Genomic DNA, 15,283 nt, shown 5'->3' with positions numbered 1-15,283 from the left:
GATGCCACGCTCCCGACCCTTTAACTTGCCTCCACCGTTGCCCGCGCGACTCCGCAGTGTTCTTACGCCTGAGGCGCGTCCAGGCGCTATGACGAACGTCATAACCACCCCTTTGGTCGCATCGCTTTCGGCATATTATGGGCGAGTATGCGCCTTTCTCGCCGCGTGGCACTGTGACCTTTCGGTGGACATCACGCCGAAAGCCGCCCGCGCGGGGCGGCGAGGCCCGCGGCAGCCCGGCGAAGCGCGACCGCGTTGCTTCGGGATGCACGACCCGCCAGACGCTCCCACGCCCACCGGTCGTGCCCGCACCGGTCCCGCCGACGGGCGGTCCGGCGGCGGGCGGGCATCGTCCTGGCGTCTTGGCGCAACGGTCGAGCGAATCGCGCTGGAACTGGGTCCGGCCATCGCGTTTTTCCTGACGGTTCGGTTCTACGATATCTTTGCGGGCACCATAGTCCTGCTGGTCGCCGGCGTGCTCTCCACCGCCGTGAGTTGGTCGCGCGGGCGCCGGGTGCCGGTTGTGCCGTTCGCAAGCCTGGCCCTGACCGGCGTACTGGGTGGCGCCACCCTGATCATGGAAGAAGGCCGCTTCATCAAGATGCGGCCGACCATCATCAATGCCGTCGCAGCGCTTGTCCTGGCCGGCGGCCTGATGCGCGGACACCTGCTGTTGCGCAGCGTGCTGGGCGCGGGCACAGAGGCCGAGCCCGCGGCATGGCGGCGGGTGACGATCGGCATCGTCCTGTTCCTGCTGGGGCTTTCCGTCACCAACGAAATCGTCTGGCGCACCGTCAGCACCGAAGCCTGGGCGGGCTTCAAGGCCTTCGCCATCCCGGCGCTCGACGCCCTGGCCTTCTGGTTGGCCTACCGTCACCTCCGCCGTCACGCCTGTTCCGAGGACTGATCACCCGCCGGTCGTCGCCCACTGCGGCGGCGTGGCGGCGGGCTGCGCGCGCTGGCGGCAGTCCTCGCGCGGGCACTGACGGCAGGAGACGCCGACGGGCACCTGCGAAGCCGCGTCGCCCAGTGCTTGGCCGTCGCAATAGACCATCGACGGCGCGAACGCGGTGTCGCAGCCGATCATCACGGAATAGACGCTGCGCGGCGCCCGGTAGCCGCCGGTGGTCTTCTCCACGGTGCGGGCGACGAGCAGGTAGCTGCCGCCGTCGGGCAGGGCGACAAGCTGCGTCGTCACCCGACCCGGCGTCAGCAGCGCCTCATGGATGGCCCAGCGCGGGCAGGCGCCGCCGTAACGCGGCAATTGCAGGCCGGAGGCGGAAAAGCGCTTCGAGATGTTGCCGGCGATGTCGGTGCGCAGGAAGTGCAGCGGAATGCCCTCCTGCCCCGGCCGGCGCAGGGTTGTGAGGCGCTGGCACATCTGCTCCCAGCTTGCGGCGAAACGCTGTTGCAGAAGCTCGACGTCGTACCGCAACTCGAAGGCGGCCTCCAGAACCGCATCGTAGGGGAACATGAGCGCCGCCGCGTAATAGCCGGCCAGGGCCTCGCGCGCCTGGTCGCGCGCGTCTTCCGTGGTCAGCAGGCCGGTGTCCAGGTGGCGGTCGACCACGTCGGCGGCTTCCAGGCGGCCGACGAGGCGGGCGGTGAGAAACCGCGCCGTTGCCGTGGGCAGGGCGCGGGACAGCTGCAGCGCGCGCGACTCCGGGTCCCAGGCCGCCGGCGCCGCTGCGGCGGCGCCCGGCACCACGCGGCGCACGGTGACGCCGTGCCGCTCCTCCAGGTGGCGCAGAAGGTCGGCCAGCAGCAGACCGCCCGAGCGGTCGATGTCCCCGCGCGAGGCGTCGGCGGCATCCTCAAGGGCGGGGAAGTGGTTGCCGTGCTCGTAGAACAGCTCGTCGACCTCCTGCGCCGGCGAGCTTCCGGCCGTGTCGCCGCTGCCGCTGGTGAGGAAGCTGAACATCTCGGTGGCGATCTCGGTGAGCTGCCGGCTGTCGCCCACCAGCGTCTGCACGAAGGTCTGCCGCTCCGTCTCGTCCAGGTCGCCGTAGTCGCGCAGGATCTCGGCGAACGAACGGATCGACGTGATGTGAGTGAGAATCCGGTGGCTGGTCTGCGCCAGGTACGGGTCCTGGCTGACGCGCTCCGACAGGGCCTCCACGTGTTCGGACAAGGCGTGGACCTTTTCCTCGTTGCGGCGGTAGGCGGCGTGCAGGGTGGCGAAGGCGCGCAGCAGATCGGGCGCCACGCCCATCACCGCCGGCATGGCGTCCAGGTCAAGGTCGTGGTCGCGGAACAGAGGCTCGGCCGCCGCTGCCCGCAACTGCGACAGCATGCGGCTTTCCTCCTGCCCCGTCAGGTCCGACGACGGCAGCCCCAGCGCCTCCGCCAGGCGCAGCAGAAGGGCGCCGGCGATGGGCCGCTTGTTGTGCTCGATCATGTTCAGGTAGGCGGGGGAAATGCCCGCGGCCTCGGCCAGGGCCACCTGCGTCATGCCGCGCGCCCGGCGGCTGGAGCGGATGCGGTGGCCGATGAGCGGCGCCTTGCGGTCGGCGGCGGAAACGGGCGGTGCTGCGGGCGGGGACGCGGGGATGCGGGTCATGGCGTTCTTCACATTTTCACAGATTGCGGCGCTGCAATACGGGCATTTTTACAAAATTTATCATCCCTTGCGAGCGTTGATTGACCCCTGTTGACCCCCCTCACATACTTCCCGGGAATAAAAAAGAGCGAAAAGCTTTCATTCCGCTGACGGCCCGGGCGTCGCCAATAACCCCGGTCGTCGCAAACGTCCAACAAGGGAGGACCCGACATATGTCGGACACGTTCCATTTCACTCGTCGTGGGCTTTTGAAGACGTCCGCTTTCGCCGGCGCCGCGCTGGCGACCCCGCATCTGTTCACGCGCAACGCCTTCGCGGCGGGTGAAGCCTTCCGCAACGATCCGAAGAACAGCGCCACCGTCACGCTGGGCTTCAACGTGCCGCAGACCGGCGCCTACGCCGACGAGGGCGCCGACGAGCTGCGCGCCTACCAGCTGGCCGTCAAGCACATCAACGGCGAGGGCGACGGCGGCATGCTCAACACCATGAAGCCGCTGGCCCTGCAGGGCAACGGCATCCTGGGCAAGAAGGTCGACTACGTCACGGGTGACACCCAGACCAAATCCGACGCCGCCCGCGCCGCCGCCAAGCGCATGATCGAGAAGGACGGCGTCATCATGTTCTCCGGCGGCTCGTCCTCGGGCGTGGCCATCGCGCAGCAGTCGCTGGCGCAGGAGATGGGCGTGGTCTTCATGTCCGGCCTGACGCACTCCAACGACACCACCGGCAAGGACAAGCGCCGCTACGGCTTCCGCCACTTCTTCAACGCCTACATGTCCGGCGCCGCGCTGGGCCCGGTGCTGAAGGAGCGCATGGGCACCGAACGCCGCGCCTATCACCTGACCGCCGACTACACCTGGGGCTGGACCCAGGAAGAGTCCATCAAGAACACCACCGAGGCCCTGGGCTGGGAGACGGTGAACGCGGTGCGCACCCCGCTGGGCGCCGGCGACTTCTCGCAGTACATCACCCCGGTGCTGAACTCGGGCGCGGACGTCCTGATCCTGAACCACTACGGCAAGGACATGGTCAACTCGCTGACCCAGGCGGTGCAGTTCGGCCTGCGCGACAAGCAGGTCAACGGCAAGGACTTCCAGATCGTCGTGCCGCTGTACTCCCGCCTGATGGCGCAGGGTGCCGGCGAGAACGTGCAGGGCATCGTGGGCTCCACCAACTGGCACTGGTCGCTGGAAGACGAGGGCTCCAAGGCCTTCACCAAGTCCTTCGGCCAGGAATACGGCTTCCCGCCGTCGCAGGCCGCCCACACCTGCTACGTCCAGACCCTGCTGTACGCCGACGCCGTGGAGCGCGCGGGCACCTTCTATCCGCCCGAGGTCATCAAGGCGCTGGAGGACTTCGAGTTCGACGGCGCCGGCAACGGCCCGACGCTTTATCGCGGTGCCGACCACCAGTGCTTCAAGGAAGTCCTGGTCGTGGAGGGTAACGAAAACCCGTCCAGCCAGTTCGACCTGCTGAAGGTGGTCAAGCAGGTGCCGCGCGAGCAGGTGATGTACGACCCGTCGATCTTCGGCGGCGAGCTGGGCCCCTACAAGGTCTAAGGCAGACCTTCGGTCCGATCACGGCTTGAAGAGCGCCGGCCGTCGCGGTCGCGGCGGCCGGCGTTGCCGTACCCAATTACTCGCGAAAGCTCGGGATCCATGGACGCATTCCTTCTTCAGATCCTCAACGGTCTGGACAAGGGCGGGGCCTATGCGCTCATCGCCCTTGGTCTGACCCTCGTCTTCGGCACGCTCGGTGTCGTGAACTTCGCCCACGGCGCGCTGTTCATGCTGGGCGCGTTCGTCGCCGTCGCTCTCCAGAACCTTCTGACGATCTCGAAGCAGGTCAGGGACGAGAGCGTCACGTTCTTCGAGGCGTACAAGGAGACGCCTTACCTGGAACTGTGGCTGGGGGACACGGGGCTCGCCATCATCGACTATGTGGTGCCGATCTCCATCCTGCTCGCCATTCCGGTGATGCTGCTCGTCGGCTTCGTTATGGAGCGCGGGCTGATCCAGTACTTCTACAAGCGCACCCATGCCGAGCAGATCCTGGTGACCTTCGGCCTGGCGATCGTGCTGCAGGAGCTTATCAAGGCCTGGTTCGGCGCCAACCCGGTGCCCATCTCGGCCCCCGACGCGGTGTCGGGCAGTGCCGCCGTCGGCGCGGTGTTCGGCCTGGGCGAGGCGGTGGTCTATCCCTGGTGGCGCCTGCTGTACCTGTTGTTCACGCTGGTCATCGTCGGCGCGGTGTTCGCCTTCCTGAACCTGACCACCTACGGCATGGTGGTGCGTGCCGGCATGGCGGACCGGGAAACCGTCGGCCTTCTGGGCATCGACATCCAGAGGCGCTTCACCCTGGTCTTCGGCATCGCCGCCGTGGTCGCAGGTCTGGCCGGCGTGATGTACACGCCGATCCTGCCGCCCGACTACCACATGGGCATGGACTTCCTGGTGCTGTCCTTCGTGGTCGTCGTCGTCGGCGGCATGGGGTCTCTGCCGGGGGCCGTCGCCGCCGGGTTTCTGCTGGGCATTCTTCAGTCCTTCGCGTCCATGAGCATCGTCAAGGACGTGCTGCCCGGTATTGACCAGATCATCATTTACCTCGTCGCGGTTGTCATTCTGCTTGTCCGGCCGCGTGGCCTGATGGGCCGCAAAGGGGTGATGGAGGCTTAACATGCTTATGGAATCGCCCCGCAAGGACTGGATGATCATGGCGATCTTCACCGCCATCATCCTCACCATGCCGCTGTGGACGGCGCCGTTCGGCGCCTCCTATCCCGACCTTTTGCAGAAGCTCGCCATCTACGGCATCTTCGCGGTGGGCTTCAACCTGCTGTTCGGCCTGACCGGCTACCTGTCGTTCGGCCACGCCGCCTTCCTGGGCGTGGGCTCCTACACCGCCGTCTGGGCGTTCAAGCTGATCTCCATGAACGTGCTGCCGGCGATTGTCTTCTCGATCCTCGTCGCGGGCCTGTTCGCCGTGCTGATCGGTTTCGTCTCGCTGCGGCGGTCGGGCATCTACTTCTCGATCCTGACGCTGGCGCTCGCGCAGATGTCCTACAACATGGCCTATTCGGTGCTCACCCCCATCACCAACGGCGAGACGGGCCTGCAACTGGAGCAGGCCGACCCGCGCGTTCTTGACTTCGCCTTCGGCGCCGTAAGGTCCGATGCCCTGCCGTCCACCAACCTGTTCGGCCTGGAAATGAGCGGCTGGCCCGGATTCTACTTCTGCGCCGTCGTGCTGATCCTGGCGTTCTTCCTGTCGCTGCGGATCTTCAAGTCGCCCTTCGGCCTGAAGCTGCGCGCCATCAAGTCCAACCAGAACCGCATGATGTACACGGGCTACAACACCCGTCCGCACCTGCTGCTGGTGTTCGTGATCTCGGGCATGTACGCCGGCCTGGCCGGCAGCCTGCTGGCCGTGACCGACCCGCTGGCCGGGGCCGAGCGCATGCAGTGGACGGCCTCGGGCGAGGTGGTGCTGATGACCATCCTGGGCGGTGCCGGCACCCTGGTGGGCCCGTTGCTGGGCGCCGGACTCATCAAGTACTTCGAGAACATCTTCTCGTCCATCAACGACACCGTGCTGCACAGCGCCTTCTCGTTCCTGCCCGACTTCCTGAACGACTTCCTGACGTTCATCGTCGCGCCCTTCGTGGGCGAGGGCTGGCACCTGACGCTGGGCGCCCTGTTCATGGCGGTCGTCATCTTCCTGCCCGGCGGCATCATGGAAGGCATCCGGCGCCTGACGGGCCTGGCCAAGCGCACCGCGCGCCACCGCGGCGGCAAGGGCTCCGCCCGCACCGGCGGCCCCGCACACTCGGCCGAGGGATAAGATCATGGACAACATCGTTCTCGACGTTTCCGACGTCCACAAGAGCTTCGGCGGCCTGAAGGCGCTCAACAACATCAACCTCCAGGTCGAGGAAGGAAAGATCCACGCCATCATCGGTCCCAACGGTGCCGGCAAGTCGACCCTTCTGAACACCATCATCGGCCGTCTGGCGCCCGACACCGGCTCGGTGATCTTCAACGGCCGGTCCATCACGGGCATGCAGCCGCACGAGATCAACCAGGCGGGCGTGGTGCGCGTGTTCCAGACGCCCGAGATATTCCCCGACCTGACGTTGTTGCAGAACGTCATGATCCCGGCGTTCGCCAGCAAGGAAGGGCCGGTGAAGTTCAACTTCTTCCGCAGCCTGTTCGGCGAGAAGGACATCCGCGAGCAGGCCGAGGAGGTGATGCTGGACCTGGGCCTGCACGACCAGATGAACCGCCCGGCCTCCGACCTGTCGCGCGGCGACAAGCGGCGCCTGGAAATGGCCATGAGCCTGGTCCAGAATCCCAAGCTCCTGCTTCTGGACGAACCGACGGCCGGCATGTCGCGCGCCGACACCAACCGGACCATTGAAATCCTTCAGCGCATCAAGGCCCGCGGCATGACCAAGGTCATCATCGAGCACGACATGCACGTCGTGTTCTCGCTCGCCGACCACATCAGCGTGCTCGCCCAGGGTGCCATCATCTGCTCCGGTCCGCCGCATGAGGTGAAGGGCAACCCGGTCGTGCAGGAAGCCTATCTCGGAGGGGCGCACATCTAATGGCTATCGACACCAAGGAACGAAAGGCCCCGGGCGTCGCGCCCATCCGGGCCAAGGGGACCGCGCCGGCGTTCTTCTCCGTGTACGACATCCACGCCTACTACGGCGAGAGCTACATCGTGCAGGGGGTGAGCTTCGACATCCGCGAGGGCGAGATCCTCGCCCTGCTGGGCCGCAACGGCGCCGGCAAGACGTCGACGCTGCGCACGCTGGCCCGGCTGGACAACCCCGAACTGAAGCACGGGGAAATCTGGCTCGACCACCAGCCCCTGCACGACATGCAGGCCCACCAGGCCGCCAAGAACGGCATCGGCCTGGTGCCCGAGGACCGGCGCATCATTCCCGGCCTGACGGTCGAGGAGAACCTGATCCTTGCCCAGATCGAGCCGCCCATCGGCTGGTCGGTGGAACGCATCTACGAGCTGTTCCCCCGCCTGGGCGAGCGGCGCAACCAGGAAGGCGTGACCCTGTCGGGCGGCGAGCAGCAGATGCTTGCCATCGGCCGCGCGCTGGCCCGCGACATCAAGTTGCTGCTGCTGGACGAGCCCTATGAAGGTCTTGCCCCGGTGATCGTGCAGGAAATCGAGAGGACGCTGGAAAACATCAAGAAGCTCGGCATCACCACGATCATCGTCGAGCAGAACGCGGTCGCGGCGCTGCACATCTCGGACCGTGCCATCATCATGGACATGGGCGAGGTGGTCTTCGACGGCGACGCGCAGGAGGTTCTGGAGAACGAGCAGCTTCGCCACGACTACCTGGCGATCTGATCCGGAACAGGCGGACGACGCCGACCGCCAAGGCGACGGGCCCGCTTCCGAAAAACGGAGGCGGGCCCGTCGTCGCTGAGGGGGCGATGAATTTACTAAAAGGACAGGGGGGTGGTGGCATGAGCTACCGGCACATTTTCGTGCATCTGGACAGCAGCGAGCACTGCGAGAAGCGGGTGGTGCCCACGCTGGTCATGGCGCAGCGCTTCGGGGCGCATGTCACGGCGGTCTTTTCACAGGTCGACGGCGTCATTCCCGACTACGGCATTCCCGAAGGGCTGCCGAAGACCACGGCGGCCGTCGGCGGCTGGGTGGTCGACAAATTCGCCCAGCGCGCCCGCGAGGCGGACGTCCGTTTCAATGCCGACGTGGCCAACCTGGGTTCGGCGGCGACGGTCATCGAGGAAACCACCGAGGCCGCGCGCAACGCCGACCTGGCGGTGATCGGCCAGCACGATCCCCACAACATGCTGGGAGAGACGCCCGAGGACCTGGTGGACCACGTCATCCTCGACAGCGCCCGGCCGGTGCTGGTCATTCCCTACGCCGGACTGTTCTACGACATCGGCAGGCGCGTTCTGGTGGGATGGAACGGCACGCGCGAGGCGACGCGGGCACTGAACGACGGAATGCCGCTCATTTCTGGCGCGGAGGAGGTGCGCCTTCTGACGGTGCAGCCGCCCAAGGAAATGACCAAGCCCTTCGAGGAACTGCAGGGCCGCCTGATGCACCACCTGAAGGTCCACGGCATCGAGCCCAAGCTGCTGCGCGAACCCAAGAGCAGCGACATGTCGGTCGCAAACCTGCTGGTTTCGCGGATCACCGACTACGGCTGCGACCTGCTGGTGCTGGGCGGCTACGGCCACTACGGGTTCCCCGCCGTGCTGCGTGGCGGCGTCACCCGCGGCCTGCTGAAACAGACCACGGTGCCGACCCTGCTCAGCCACTGACGGCCCGCCACCGGGCCAAACGCGGCAATGGAGTACCGTTGATCTTCCTCCTCTACCGCCTGCGCGCGTATCTTGTGGGTCGCACGACCATGTGTTGTTTTCCCGAACGCCGAGGGGTGACACGATCCCTCGGCGGCGTTACCCTTGGACTGTCTCGAAGGCGGGGGTGGCCTTCGATGAACCACGACCATGAACGTGGTGGATCGCGGCAGACGCAACGACGTCAGAACGAAAAAACCAAACGCCGCTGGTCCGCAGCCTGGGGAGGTGACAAGTGGCGATTTCGGTTCTCGTCGCGGAAGACGAGCGGAATATCGGCGAGTCCTTGCGGTTTCTCATGAACCGCCAGGGTTACGACGTGCGCCTGGCGCATGACGGGCGCGAGGCGCTGGACCTGCTGGAGGCGGGCACGGTGCCTGACCTTCTGCTTCTCGACATCATGATGCCGGGCTGCGACGGCTTTGCCGTGGCCCGTGCGGTGCGCGCCAATCCCGCCTTGGACAAGGTGCGGATCGTCATGCTGACGGCCAAGGGCAAGGATGTCGACCGGCGCAAGGGGCTGGACCTCGGCGTCGACGACTACATCCTCAAACCCTTCTCCACCCGCGACGTGGTCGCCCGGGTGCGCGCCCTGCTGGAGCCCGGGCCGGCCGCGCACGGCGCGTCGGCCTGATGAGGTGACGCCATGACCGCCGCCCCGCAGCCGAGGCTCCAGGGCCTGCGCGAGCGGGCGGTGCTGCTGGTGATTTTGGGATTCGTGCTGCTTCTGCCGCCGTTCCTGCTGGTGGTCGACCACCGGGTGGAGGCGTTTGGCGCGCCGCTGTTCTACGTCTACATCTTCGTTGTCTGGGGCGGACTGATCGGGTTCAACGCGGTCCTGGCCCGCCGCCTGGACAACGCCACCCGCGCCGCCGAGGCCGCAGAGGCCGCCGCCAGTCTGGCCGGGCGCGCGCCGTCCGGCACCGGGCGCGCCGGCGCGGGGGAGGCGGCCGGTCCCGGACCCGACGACGATCTTCCCGCCGGCGGCGGGGCGCGCTAAGGTCCGCTCATGGTCGCCCCCTGGCTCATCGTCATCGCCTCGCTGATGTATGTGGGGCTTCTGTTCGCCATCGCCTGGTGGGGCGACCGGCGGGCGGAGCAGGGGCGCAGCGTCATCCGCAACCCGATGGTCTACACGTTGTCCATCGCGGTCTACTGCACGTCCTGGACCTTCTACGGCGCCGTCGGCACGGCAGCGCGCAAGGGGCCGGAGTTCCTGACGATCTACCTGGGCCCGACGCTGATGTTCCTGGCCTGGTGGTTCGTGCTGCGCAAGATCGTGCGCATCACCCGCACCCACCGCGTGACCTCCATCGCCGACTTCATATCGTCGCGCTACGGCAAGTCGCCGCGGCTGTCGGGGCTGGTGACGGTGATCGCCATGGTCGGCACCATGCCCTACATCGCCCTGCAGCTGAAGGCGGTGGCGACCAGCTACACCGCGCTGGTGGGGTTTCACGCCATCGTCGGCGCCCCCAGCCCGCCGCCGGCGGCGGTGCCGGCGGACACGGCGTTCTGGGTGGCGGTCGCCATGGCGGTCTTCGCCATCCTGTTCGGCACCCGCCACATCGATGCCTCGGAACACCACGAGGGAGTGGTGGCGGCCATCGCCTTCGAGAGCCTGGTGAAGCTGCTGGCCTTCCTGGCCGTCGGGCTGTTCGTGGTGTTCATCATGCACGACGGCTTCGCCGACCTGTTCGCCCTGGCGGCGGAGCGCGTGCCCGACGCCGCCCAGCTCTACGCCCTGTCCGGTGCGACGGCGACCGACCGCTGGGTGACCATGCTTCTGCTGGCCATGGTCGCCGTCATCTGCCTGCCGCGCCAGTTCCAGGTGACGGCCGTGGAGAACGTGGACGAACGGCATGTCTCCACGGCCGCCTGGGCCTTCCCGCTGTACCTGGCGGTCATCAGCCTGTTCGTGCTGCCGATCGCGGTGGCCGGCCTGATCCATCTGCCGTCGGGGGCGGAGGCGGACAGCTTCGTCCTGACCGTGCCGCTGTCGCAGGGCAACCAGGTGCTGGCGCTCATCGCCTTCCTGGGCGGACTGTCGAGCGCCACCGGCATGGTGATCGTGGCCGCCATCAGCCTGTCCATCATGATCTCCAACGACCTGGTCATGCCCCTCCTGCTGCGGCTGAAGTGGTTGCGGCTGACCAGCCGCGGCGACCTGACCGGCTTGCTGCTGTTCATCCGCCGCGCCTCCATCGTGGCGCTGCTGCTGATGGGCTACGGCTATTACCGCGCCACTGGCGGCACCGGGGCACTGGCCTCCATCGGCCTGATCTCGTTCTCGGCGACGGCGCAGCTGGCGCCAGCCATGCTGGGCGGGCTGTTCTGGAAGAATGCCACCCGCGCCGGCGCCCATGCGGGCCTGCTGGCGGGTTTCGCCATGTGGGCCTACACGCTGGTGCTGCCCAGCATGGCCTCGGCGGACTGGATCGGGCCCGAGGTCGTCCAGGCCGGGCCGTGGGGCATCGCGTTGCTGCGGCCCGAGGCGCTGTTCGGGCTGGAGGGGCTGGACCCGCTGGCCCATGCCCTGTTCTGGAGCTGGCTTTTCAACATCGGCGCCTTCGTCGGCGTCTCGGTGTTCGGCAAGCAGGGGCCGCTGGAGCGCGTGCAGGCGACGGTCTTCGTCGACATCTTCCGCCGCCGCGACACCGCCACCCCGCACATGTGGCGCCGCGCCGCGACGGTGAAGGACCTCTATGCGCTCACCCAACGGTTCCTGGGCCACACGGTCGCCTACCGCCTGTTCCGCCAGCACGCCAAGCGCATGGGCGCGCGCAGCATCCGCTCGCTCACCGACGCCGATCCGGCCCTGGTGACGGCGGTGGAGCAGGAGCTTGCGGGCTCCATCGGCGCGGCCTCGGCGCGGGTGATGGTGGCCTCGGTCGCCAAGGGCGACATGGTGTCGCTGAACGAGGTGCTGAAGATCCTGGAGGAAACCAGCCAGGTCATCGAATACAGCCAGCGCCTGGAGCAGAAATCGCGCGAGTTGGAGCGCACCACCGCCGAACTGCGCGAGGCCAACCGCCGGCTGCAGGAACTGGACCGGCTGAAGGACGAGTTCCTCTCGACCGTCAGCCACGAGCTGCGCACGCCGCTGACGTCCATCCGCAGCTTCTCGGAAATCCTGACCGACAACCCGGACCTGACGCGCGAGGAGGTGGAACGCTTCCTGGGCATCATCATGCGCGAAAGCGAGCGGCTGACGCGCCTCATCGATCAGCTTCTCGACCTGGCCCGCCTCCAGGCCGGGCACGGCGACTGGAACATGGCGCCGGTGTCGGTGCGCGAGGCGCTGGAACACGCCTGCGGCGTTGTCAACGCCCTCTATACCGAGCGCCGCATCGGACTGAGCCTGGAAATCAAGGGCGACACCGAGGTGGCGCCGGTCCACGCCGACCGCGACCGGCTGACGCAGGTTTTCGTCAACCTGCTGTCCAACGCCGCCAAGTACGCCCCGCCGCAGAGCGGCCAGGTGGCGGTCAAGGCGGAATGCGGCCGGGATGACTGGCGCGTCTCGGTCGCCGACAACGGTCCGGGCATCCCGCCCGACCGGCGCGAGCAGGTGTTCGACCGCTTCGTCCAGGTGCCGGAGGCCGAGGGCGGACGGCCCGGCGGCGGCACGGGGTTGGGGCTCGCCATCTCGCGCCAGATCATCGAGCACTTCGGCGGCCACATCTGGGTCGAAGCCTCGCCGCAGGGCGGCGCGCTGTTCCGCCTCATCCTGCCCCGCAGCGGGATGGAGCCGCGCCAGTCCGAGCCCGGCCAGGCGGCGCAGTAGGCGCTTCGACCACGGGCGCGGAGGGTGCGGACGGCATGGACGGCGGCGGCAAATCTGCTATCAAGACGGCATGAGCGATCCCTTTTCCGTCTTCCGCCACCATGGCGGCAACCTGTCGGCCGCCGTCGCCGCGACCGGGCGGCCCCGTGCCGAGTGGCTGGACCTGTCGACGGGCATCAACCCGCGGCCCTATCCGGTGCCGCCCATTCCCGCCGACGCCTGGACGCGCCTGCCCGAGGCGGCCGAGGACGCGGCGCTGGTGGAGGCGGCGCGGGCGGCCTATGGCGTGGCGAAGGACGCGGCGGTGGTGCCCGCGCCGGGGACGCAGGCGCTGATACAGTGGCTGCCGCTGTTGCGTCCGCGCGGGCGCGTGGGCATCGTGGGTCCCACCTACGGCGAGCACGCCACCGCCTGGGCGCGGGCCGGGCACGCGGTCGAGGACCTTTCCGATCCGCCGGCGCCGGACGATGCCGGCGCGCCGGACGTCGTGGTGGTGGTCAACCCCAACAATCCCGACGGACGCCGCCATGATTCCGATGCCCTGCTGGCCCTGGCGGAGGGTCAGGCACGGCGCGGCGGCTGGCTGGTGGTGGACGAGGCTTTTGCCGACGTGGCGCCCGAGGTCTCGCTGTGCGGCCGGGCCGGTGGGCCGGGGCTGGTCATCCTGCGGTCGCCGGGCAAGTTCTATGGGCTGGCGGGGCTGCGGCTGGGGTTCGCGGTGACCGCCGAGGACGTCGCCGCAGCCCTGGCCGCCAATCTGGGGCCCTGGGCGGTGGCCGGTCCGGCGCTGGCGGTGGGCGCGGCGGCGCTGGGCGACCCGGCATGGCAAGACGCGACGCGGGCGTGGCTGGCGGAGCGCCGCCGGGCGCTTGACGGCGTTCTCGCCGCGGCCGGGCTGACGATTGCGGGCGGCACCGACCTCTTCCGCCTGATCGAGACGTCCGACGCCGCGGCCCGGTTCGAGCGGCTGGCGCGGGCTGGCATCCTGGCGCGGCCCTTCGCCTATGCACCCCGTTGGCTGCGGCTGGGCCTGCCGGCGGACGATGCCGGGCTGGCGCGGCTGGCCGAGGCAATGGTGTAAGCCTCTGCTGCCAATATGGCCGTAATGTCGGGCAATTGTACCGAATGATTGGCATGGCGCCCGGAAGGTCTTTCCTGAGCATAGCGCTGCGGCTTTATTGCATGACCTTTCAAGAATCGTTCTGATTTCGAACGTCGTTCCAGCACAGCCGTTCCATAGGCAAACGCCTTAGTGAGAGGACGGCCATGACGACCGACAAGACCAACATCTTCGTGCTGGGCCTCGACCCGTTCAACGAGCGCATGTGTGAGACCATCCGCAATTCCGCGGACTACCATTTTCATCCGCTGCTGGACCCGGCCGAGGTCGCGTTCGCCGAGACCTACGACGTGCCGGACCTGCTGTCCAAGGCGCGCGCCGATCTGGACAGCTTCGAGGAGCCGGTGCACGGCATCATCTCGTGGTGGGACTTCCCGTCGACCAGCATGCTGCCGCTGCTGCGCGGCGAGCGCGACCTGCCCGGTCCGTCACTGGAAAGCGTGCTGCGCTGCGAGCACAAGGCCTGGAGCCGCCTGATCCAGAAGGAGCACCTGCCCGAGTGCACGCCCGAGTTCGACGTGGTCAACCCGGACGAGGTGCAGGATTGGCGCGACCTGAAAGTAACGCCACCGTTCTTCCTCAAGCCCGTGAAGGCGCATTCCAGCTTCCTGGGCTTCATGATCCATAACGAGGAGGAATGGAAGGAGGCCATCGAGCAGATCCGCGAGAACATCCACCACTTCGCGGAACCCTTCAACTACTTCCTGGAACGTGCCGACCTGCCCGAGGACATCCGCAGGATCGACGGGCGGCACTGCGTGGCGGAGGATGTGATCAGCGGTCGCCAGGCGACGCTGGAATGCTTCGTCAACGACGGCGAGGCCGAGGTGTACGGCGTCATCGACAGCATCAACGAGCCCAACGGCGTCAGCTTCCGCGCCTATCGCTATCCGTCGGAACTGCCGCAGGGCATCCAGGACCGCATGATCGAGGCGGCGAAGAAGTGGGCAGAGGTTGCGGGCCTCGACAATACGCCGTTCAACATCGAATTCTTCTGGGACGAGGAAAAGGACAAGCTGTGGGTGCTGGAGATCAACAGCCGCATGTCCAAGTCCCACTGCCCGCTGTTCGCCATGGTCGACGGCGCCAGCCATCAGCAGGTGGCGGTGATGCTGTCCACGGGCCGCCACCCGAAAATGCCCTACCGGGAGGGCCGCTTCCCGGTGGCCGCCAAGTACATGATGCGTGTCTACGAGAACGCCGAGGTGACGCACGCGCCGACGGTCGACGAGATAAACGCCCTGCAGCGGGAGTTCGACTGCTACGTCCGCATGGAGGTCGAGGACGGCCAGCGCCTGGACGAATTGATCGACCAGGACAGCTATTCCTACGAGGTAGGCGTTGTGTTCCTTGGCGGCAGCGACTTCGACGACGTGGAAGCCAAGTACGAACGCCTGCGCGAAAAGCTGCCGCTGAAACTGACGCCCGTTGACGAGGAGGGCGCGTGATAC

13 protein-coding genes are annotated in these 15,283 nt (G+C 67.4%); 12 read left to right on the top strand and 1 reads right to left on the bottom strand.

Annotation, left to right across the window (positions count from 1 at the left end):
* Positions 1 to 184 precede the first annotated feature (184 nt).
* On the top strand, positions 185 to 907 hold the full coding sequence (locus tag LG334_RS17095) for an inner membrane-spanning protein YciB (protein ID WP_404379846.1): 723 nt from the start codon (positions 185 to 187) through the stop codon (positions 905 to 907).
* On the opposite strand, the gene LG334_RS17090 is transcribed toward LG334_RS17095, so the two are convergent.
* Positions 908 to 2,560 (bottom strand): helix-turn-helix domain-containing protein, encoded by a 1,653-nt coding sequence (locus LG334_RS17090; RefSeq protein ID WP_404379845.1) that lies wholly within the window; start codon positions 2,558 to 2,560, stop codon positions 908 to 910. It lies immediately after the preceding gene.
* Positions 2,561 to 2,772: 212 nt separating this feature from the next.
* Here LG334_RS17090 and LG334_RS17085 point away from each other — a divergent pair, with 212 nt between their 5' ends.
* The 11 genes from LG334_RS17085 to LG334_RS17035 all read left to right on the top strand — a co-directional run bounded on the left by LG334_RS17085 (position 2,773) and on the right by LG334_RS17035 (position 15,280).
* A complete protein-coding gene (locus tag LG334_RS17085; protein ID WP_404379844.1) occupies positions 2,773 to 4,119 on the top strand; it encodes a substrate-binding protein in 1,347 nt (448 codons plus the stop codon).
* A 99-nt stretch (positions 4,120 to 4,218) separates the two neighbouring features.
* Positions 4,219 to 5,235 carry a branched-chain amino acid ABC transporter permease gene (locus LG334_RS17080; protein WP_404379843.1) on the top strand — a complete coding sequence of 339 codons (1,017 nt, stop codon included), beginning with the start codon at positions 4,219 to 4,221 and terminating at the stop codon, positions 5,233 to 5,235.
* A gap of 1 nt (position 5,236) precedes the next feature.
* Entirely contained in the window at positions 5,237 to 6,400 is a 1,164-nt protein-coding gene (locus tag LG334_RS17075; RefSeq protein ID WP_404379842.1) for a branched-chain amino acid ABC transporter permease, read from the top strand.
* 4 nt (positions 6,401 to 6,404) lie between these two features.
* The gene (locus LG334_RS17070; RefSeq protein ID WP_404379841.1) at positions 6,405 to 7,166 is read left to right on the top strand and encodes an ABC transporter ATP-binding protein; all 762 of its coding nucleotides are present in this window, start codon (positions 6,405 to 6,407) and stop codon (positions 7,164 to 7,166) included.
* The gene (locus LG334_RS17065; protein WP_404379840.1) at positions 7,166 to 7,936 is read left to right on the top strand and encodes an ABC transporter ATP-binding protein; all 771 of its coding nucleotides are present in this window, start codon (positions 7,166 to 7,168) and stop codon (positions 7,934 to 7,936) included. The genes LG334_RS17070 and LG334_RS17065 overlap by 1 nt, the downstream gene beginning before the upstream one ends.
* A 119-nt stretch (positions 7,937 to 8,055) precedes the next feature.
* The gene (locus tag LG334_RS17060; RefSeq protein ID WP_404379839.1) at positions 8,056 to 8,886 is read left to right on the top strand and encodes a universal stress protein; all 831 of its coding nucleotides are present in this window, start codon (positions 8,056 to 8,058) and stop codon (positions 8,884 to 8,886) included.
* Between the two features lie 274 nt (positions 8,887 to 9,160).
* Positions 9,161 to 9,559, top strand: coding sequence for a response regulator transcription factor (locus tag LG334_RS17055; protein ID WP_404379838.1), 399 nt, complete (start codon positions 9,161 to 9,163; stop codon positions 9,557 to 9,559).
* Between the two features lie 12 nt (positions 9,560 to 9,571).
* Positions 9,572 to 9,925 carry a hypothetical protein gene (locus LG334_RS17050; protein ID WP_404379837.1) on the top strand — a complete coding sequence of 118 codons (354 nt, stop codon included), beginning with the start codon at positions 9,572 to 9,574 and terminating at the stop codon, positions 9,923 to 9,925.
* Positions 9,926 to 9,934: 9 nt separating this feature from the next.
* Entirely contained in the window at positions 9,935 to 12,712 is a 2,778-nt protein-coding gene (locus LG334_RS17045; RefSeq protein WP_404379836.1) for an ATP-binding protein, read from the top strand.
* A gap of 70 nt (positions 12,713 to 12,782) precedes the next feature.
* Complete coding sequence (gene cobD, locus LG334_RS17040) at positions 12,783 to 13,793, top strand: threonine-phosphate decarboxylase CobD (protein WP_404379835.1); 1,011 nt, start codon at positions 12,783 to 12,785, stop codon at positions 13,791 to 13,793.
* A 185-nt stretch (positions 13,794 to 13,978) separates the two neighbouring features.
* Positions 13,979 to 15,280, top strand: a complete 1,302-nt coding sequence (locus tag LG334_RS17035; protein WP_404379834.1) for an acetyl-CoA carboxylase biotin carboxylase subunit family protein — start codon at positions 13,979 to 13,981, stop codon at positions 15,278 to 15,280.
* The last annotated feature ends 3 nt before the right edge of the window (positions 15,281 to 15,283 follow it).

The organism is Caenispirillum salinarum (assembly GCF_044803115.1).
In the GTDB taxonomy this organism is placed as follows: Bacteria; Pseudomonadota; Alphaproteobacteria; order Rhodospirillales; family Rhodospirillaceae; genus Caenispirillum; species Caenispirillum salinarum_A.
This window is presented reverse-complemented; position numbering and strand designations above follow the sequence as displayed.

Bases quoted from the DNA above. Each gene is read 5' to 3' on its own strand.
- LG334_RS17090 (WP_404379845.1), bottom strand. From the start codon at position 2,560: ATGACCCGCATCCCCGCGTCCCCGCCCGCAGCACCGCCCGTTTCCGCC.
- LG334_RS17085 (WP_404379844.1), top strand. From the start codon at position 2,773: ATGTCGGACACGTTCCATTTCACTCGTCGTGGGCTTTTGAAGACGTCC.
- LG334_RS17080 (WP_404379843.1), top strand. From the start codon at position 4,219: ATGGACGCATTCCTTCTTCAGATCCTCAACGGTCTGGACAAGGGCGGG.
- LG334_RS17075 (WP_404379842.1), top strand. From the start codon at position 5,237: ATGCTTATGGAATCGCCCCGCAAGGACTGGATGATCATGGCGATCTTC.
- LG334_RS17070 (WP_404379841.1), top strand. From the start codon at position 6,405: ATGGACAACATCGTTCTCGACGTTTCCGACGTCCACAAGAGCTTCGGC.
- LG334_RS17065 (WP_404379840.1), top strand. From the start codon at position 7,166: ATGGCTATCGACACCAAGGAACGAAAGGCCCCGGGCGTCGCGCCCATC.
- LG334_RS17060 (WP_404379839.1), top strand. From the start codon at position 8,056: ATGAGCTACCGGCACATTTTCGTGCATCTGGACAGCAGCGAGCACTGC.
- LG334_RS17050 (WP_404379837.1), top strand. From the start codon at position 9,572: ATGACCGCCGCCCCGCAGCCGAGGCTCCAGGGCCTGCGCGAGCGGGCG.
- LG334_RS17045 (WP_404379836.1), top strand. From the start codon at position 9,935: ATGGTCGCCCCCTGGCTCATCGTCATCGCCTCGCTGATGTATGTGGGG.
- cobD (WP_404379835.1), top strand. From the start codon at position 12,783: ATGAGCGATCCCTTTTCCGTCTTCCGCCACCATGGCGGCAACCTGTCG.
- LG334_RS17035 (WP_404379834.1), top strand. From the start codon at position 13,979: ATGACGACCGACAAGACCAACATCTTCGTGCTGGGCCTCGACCCGTTC.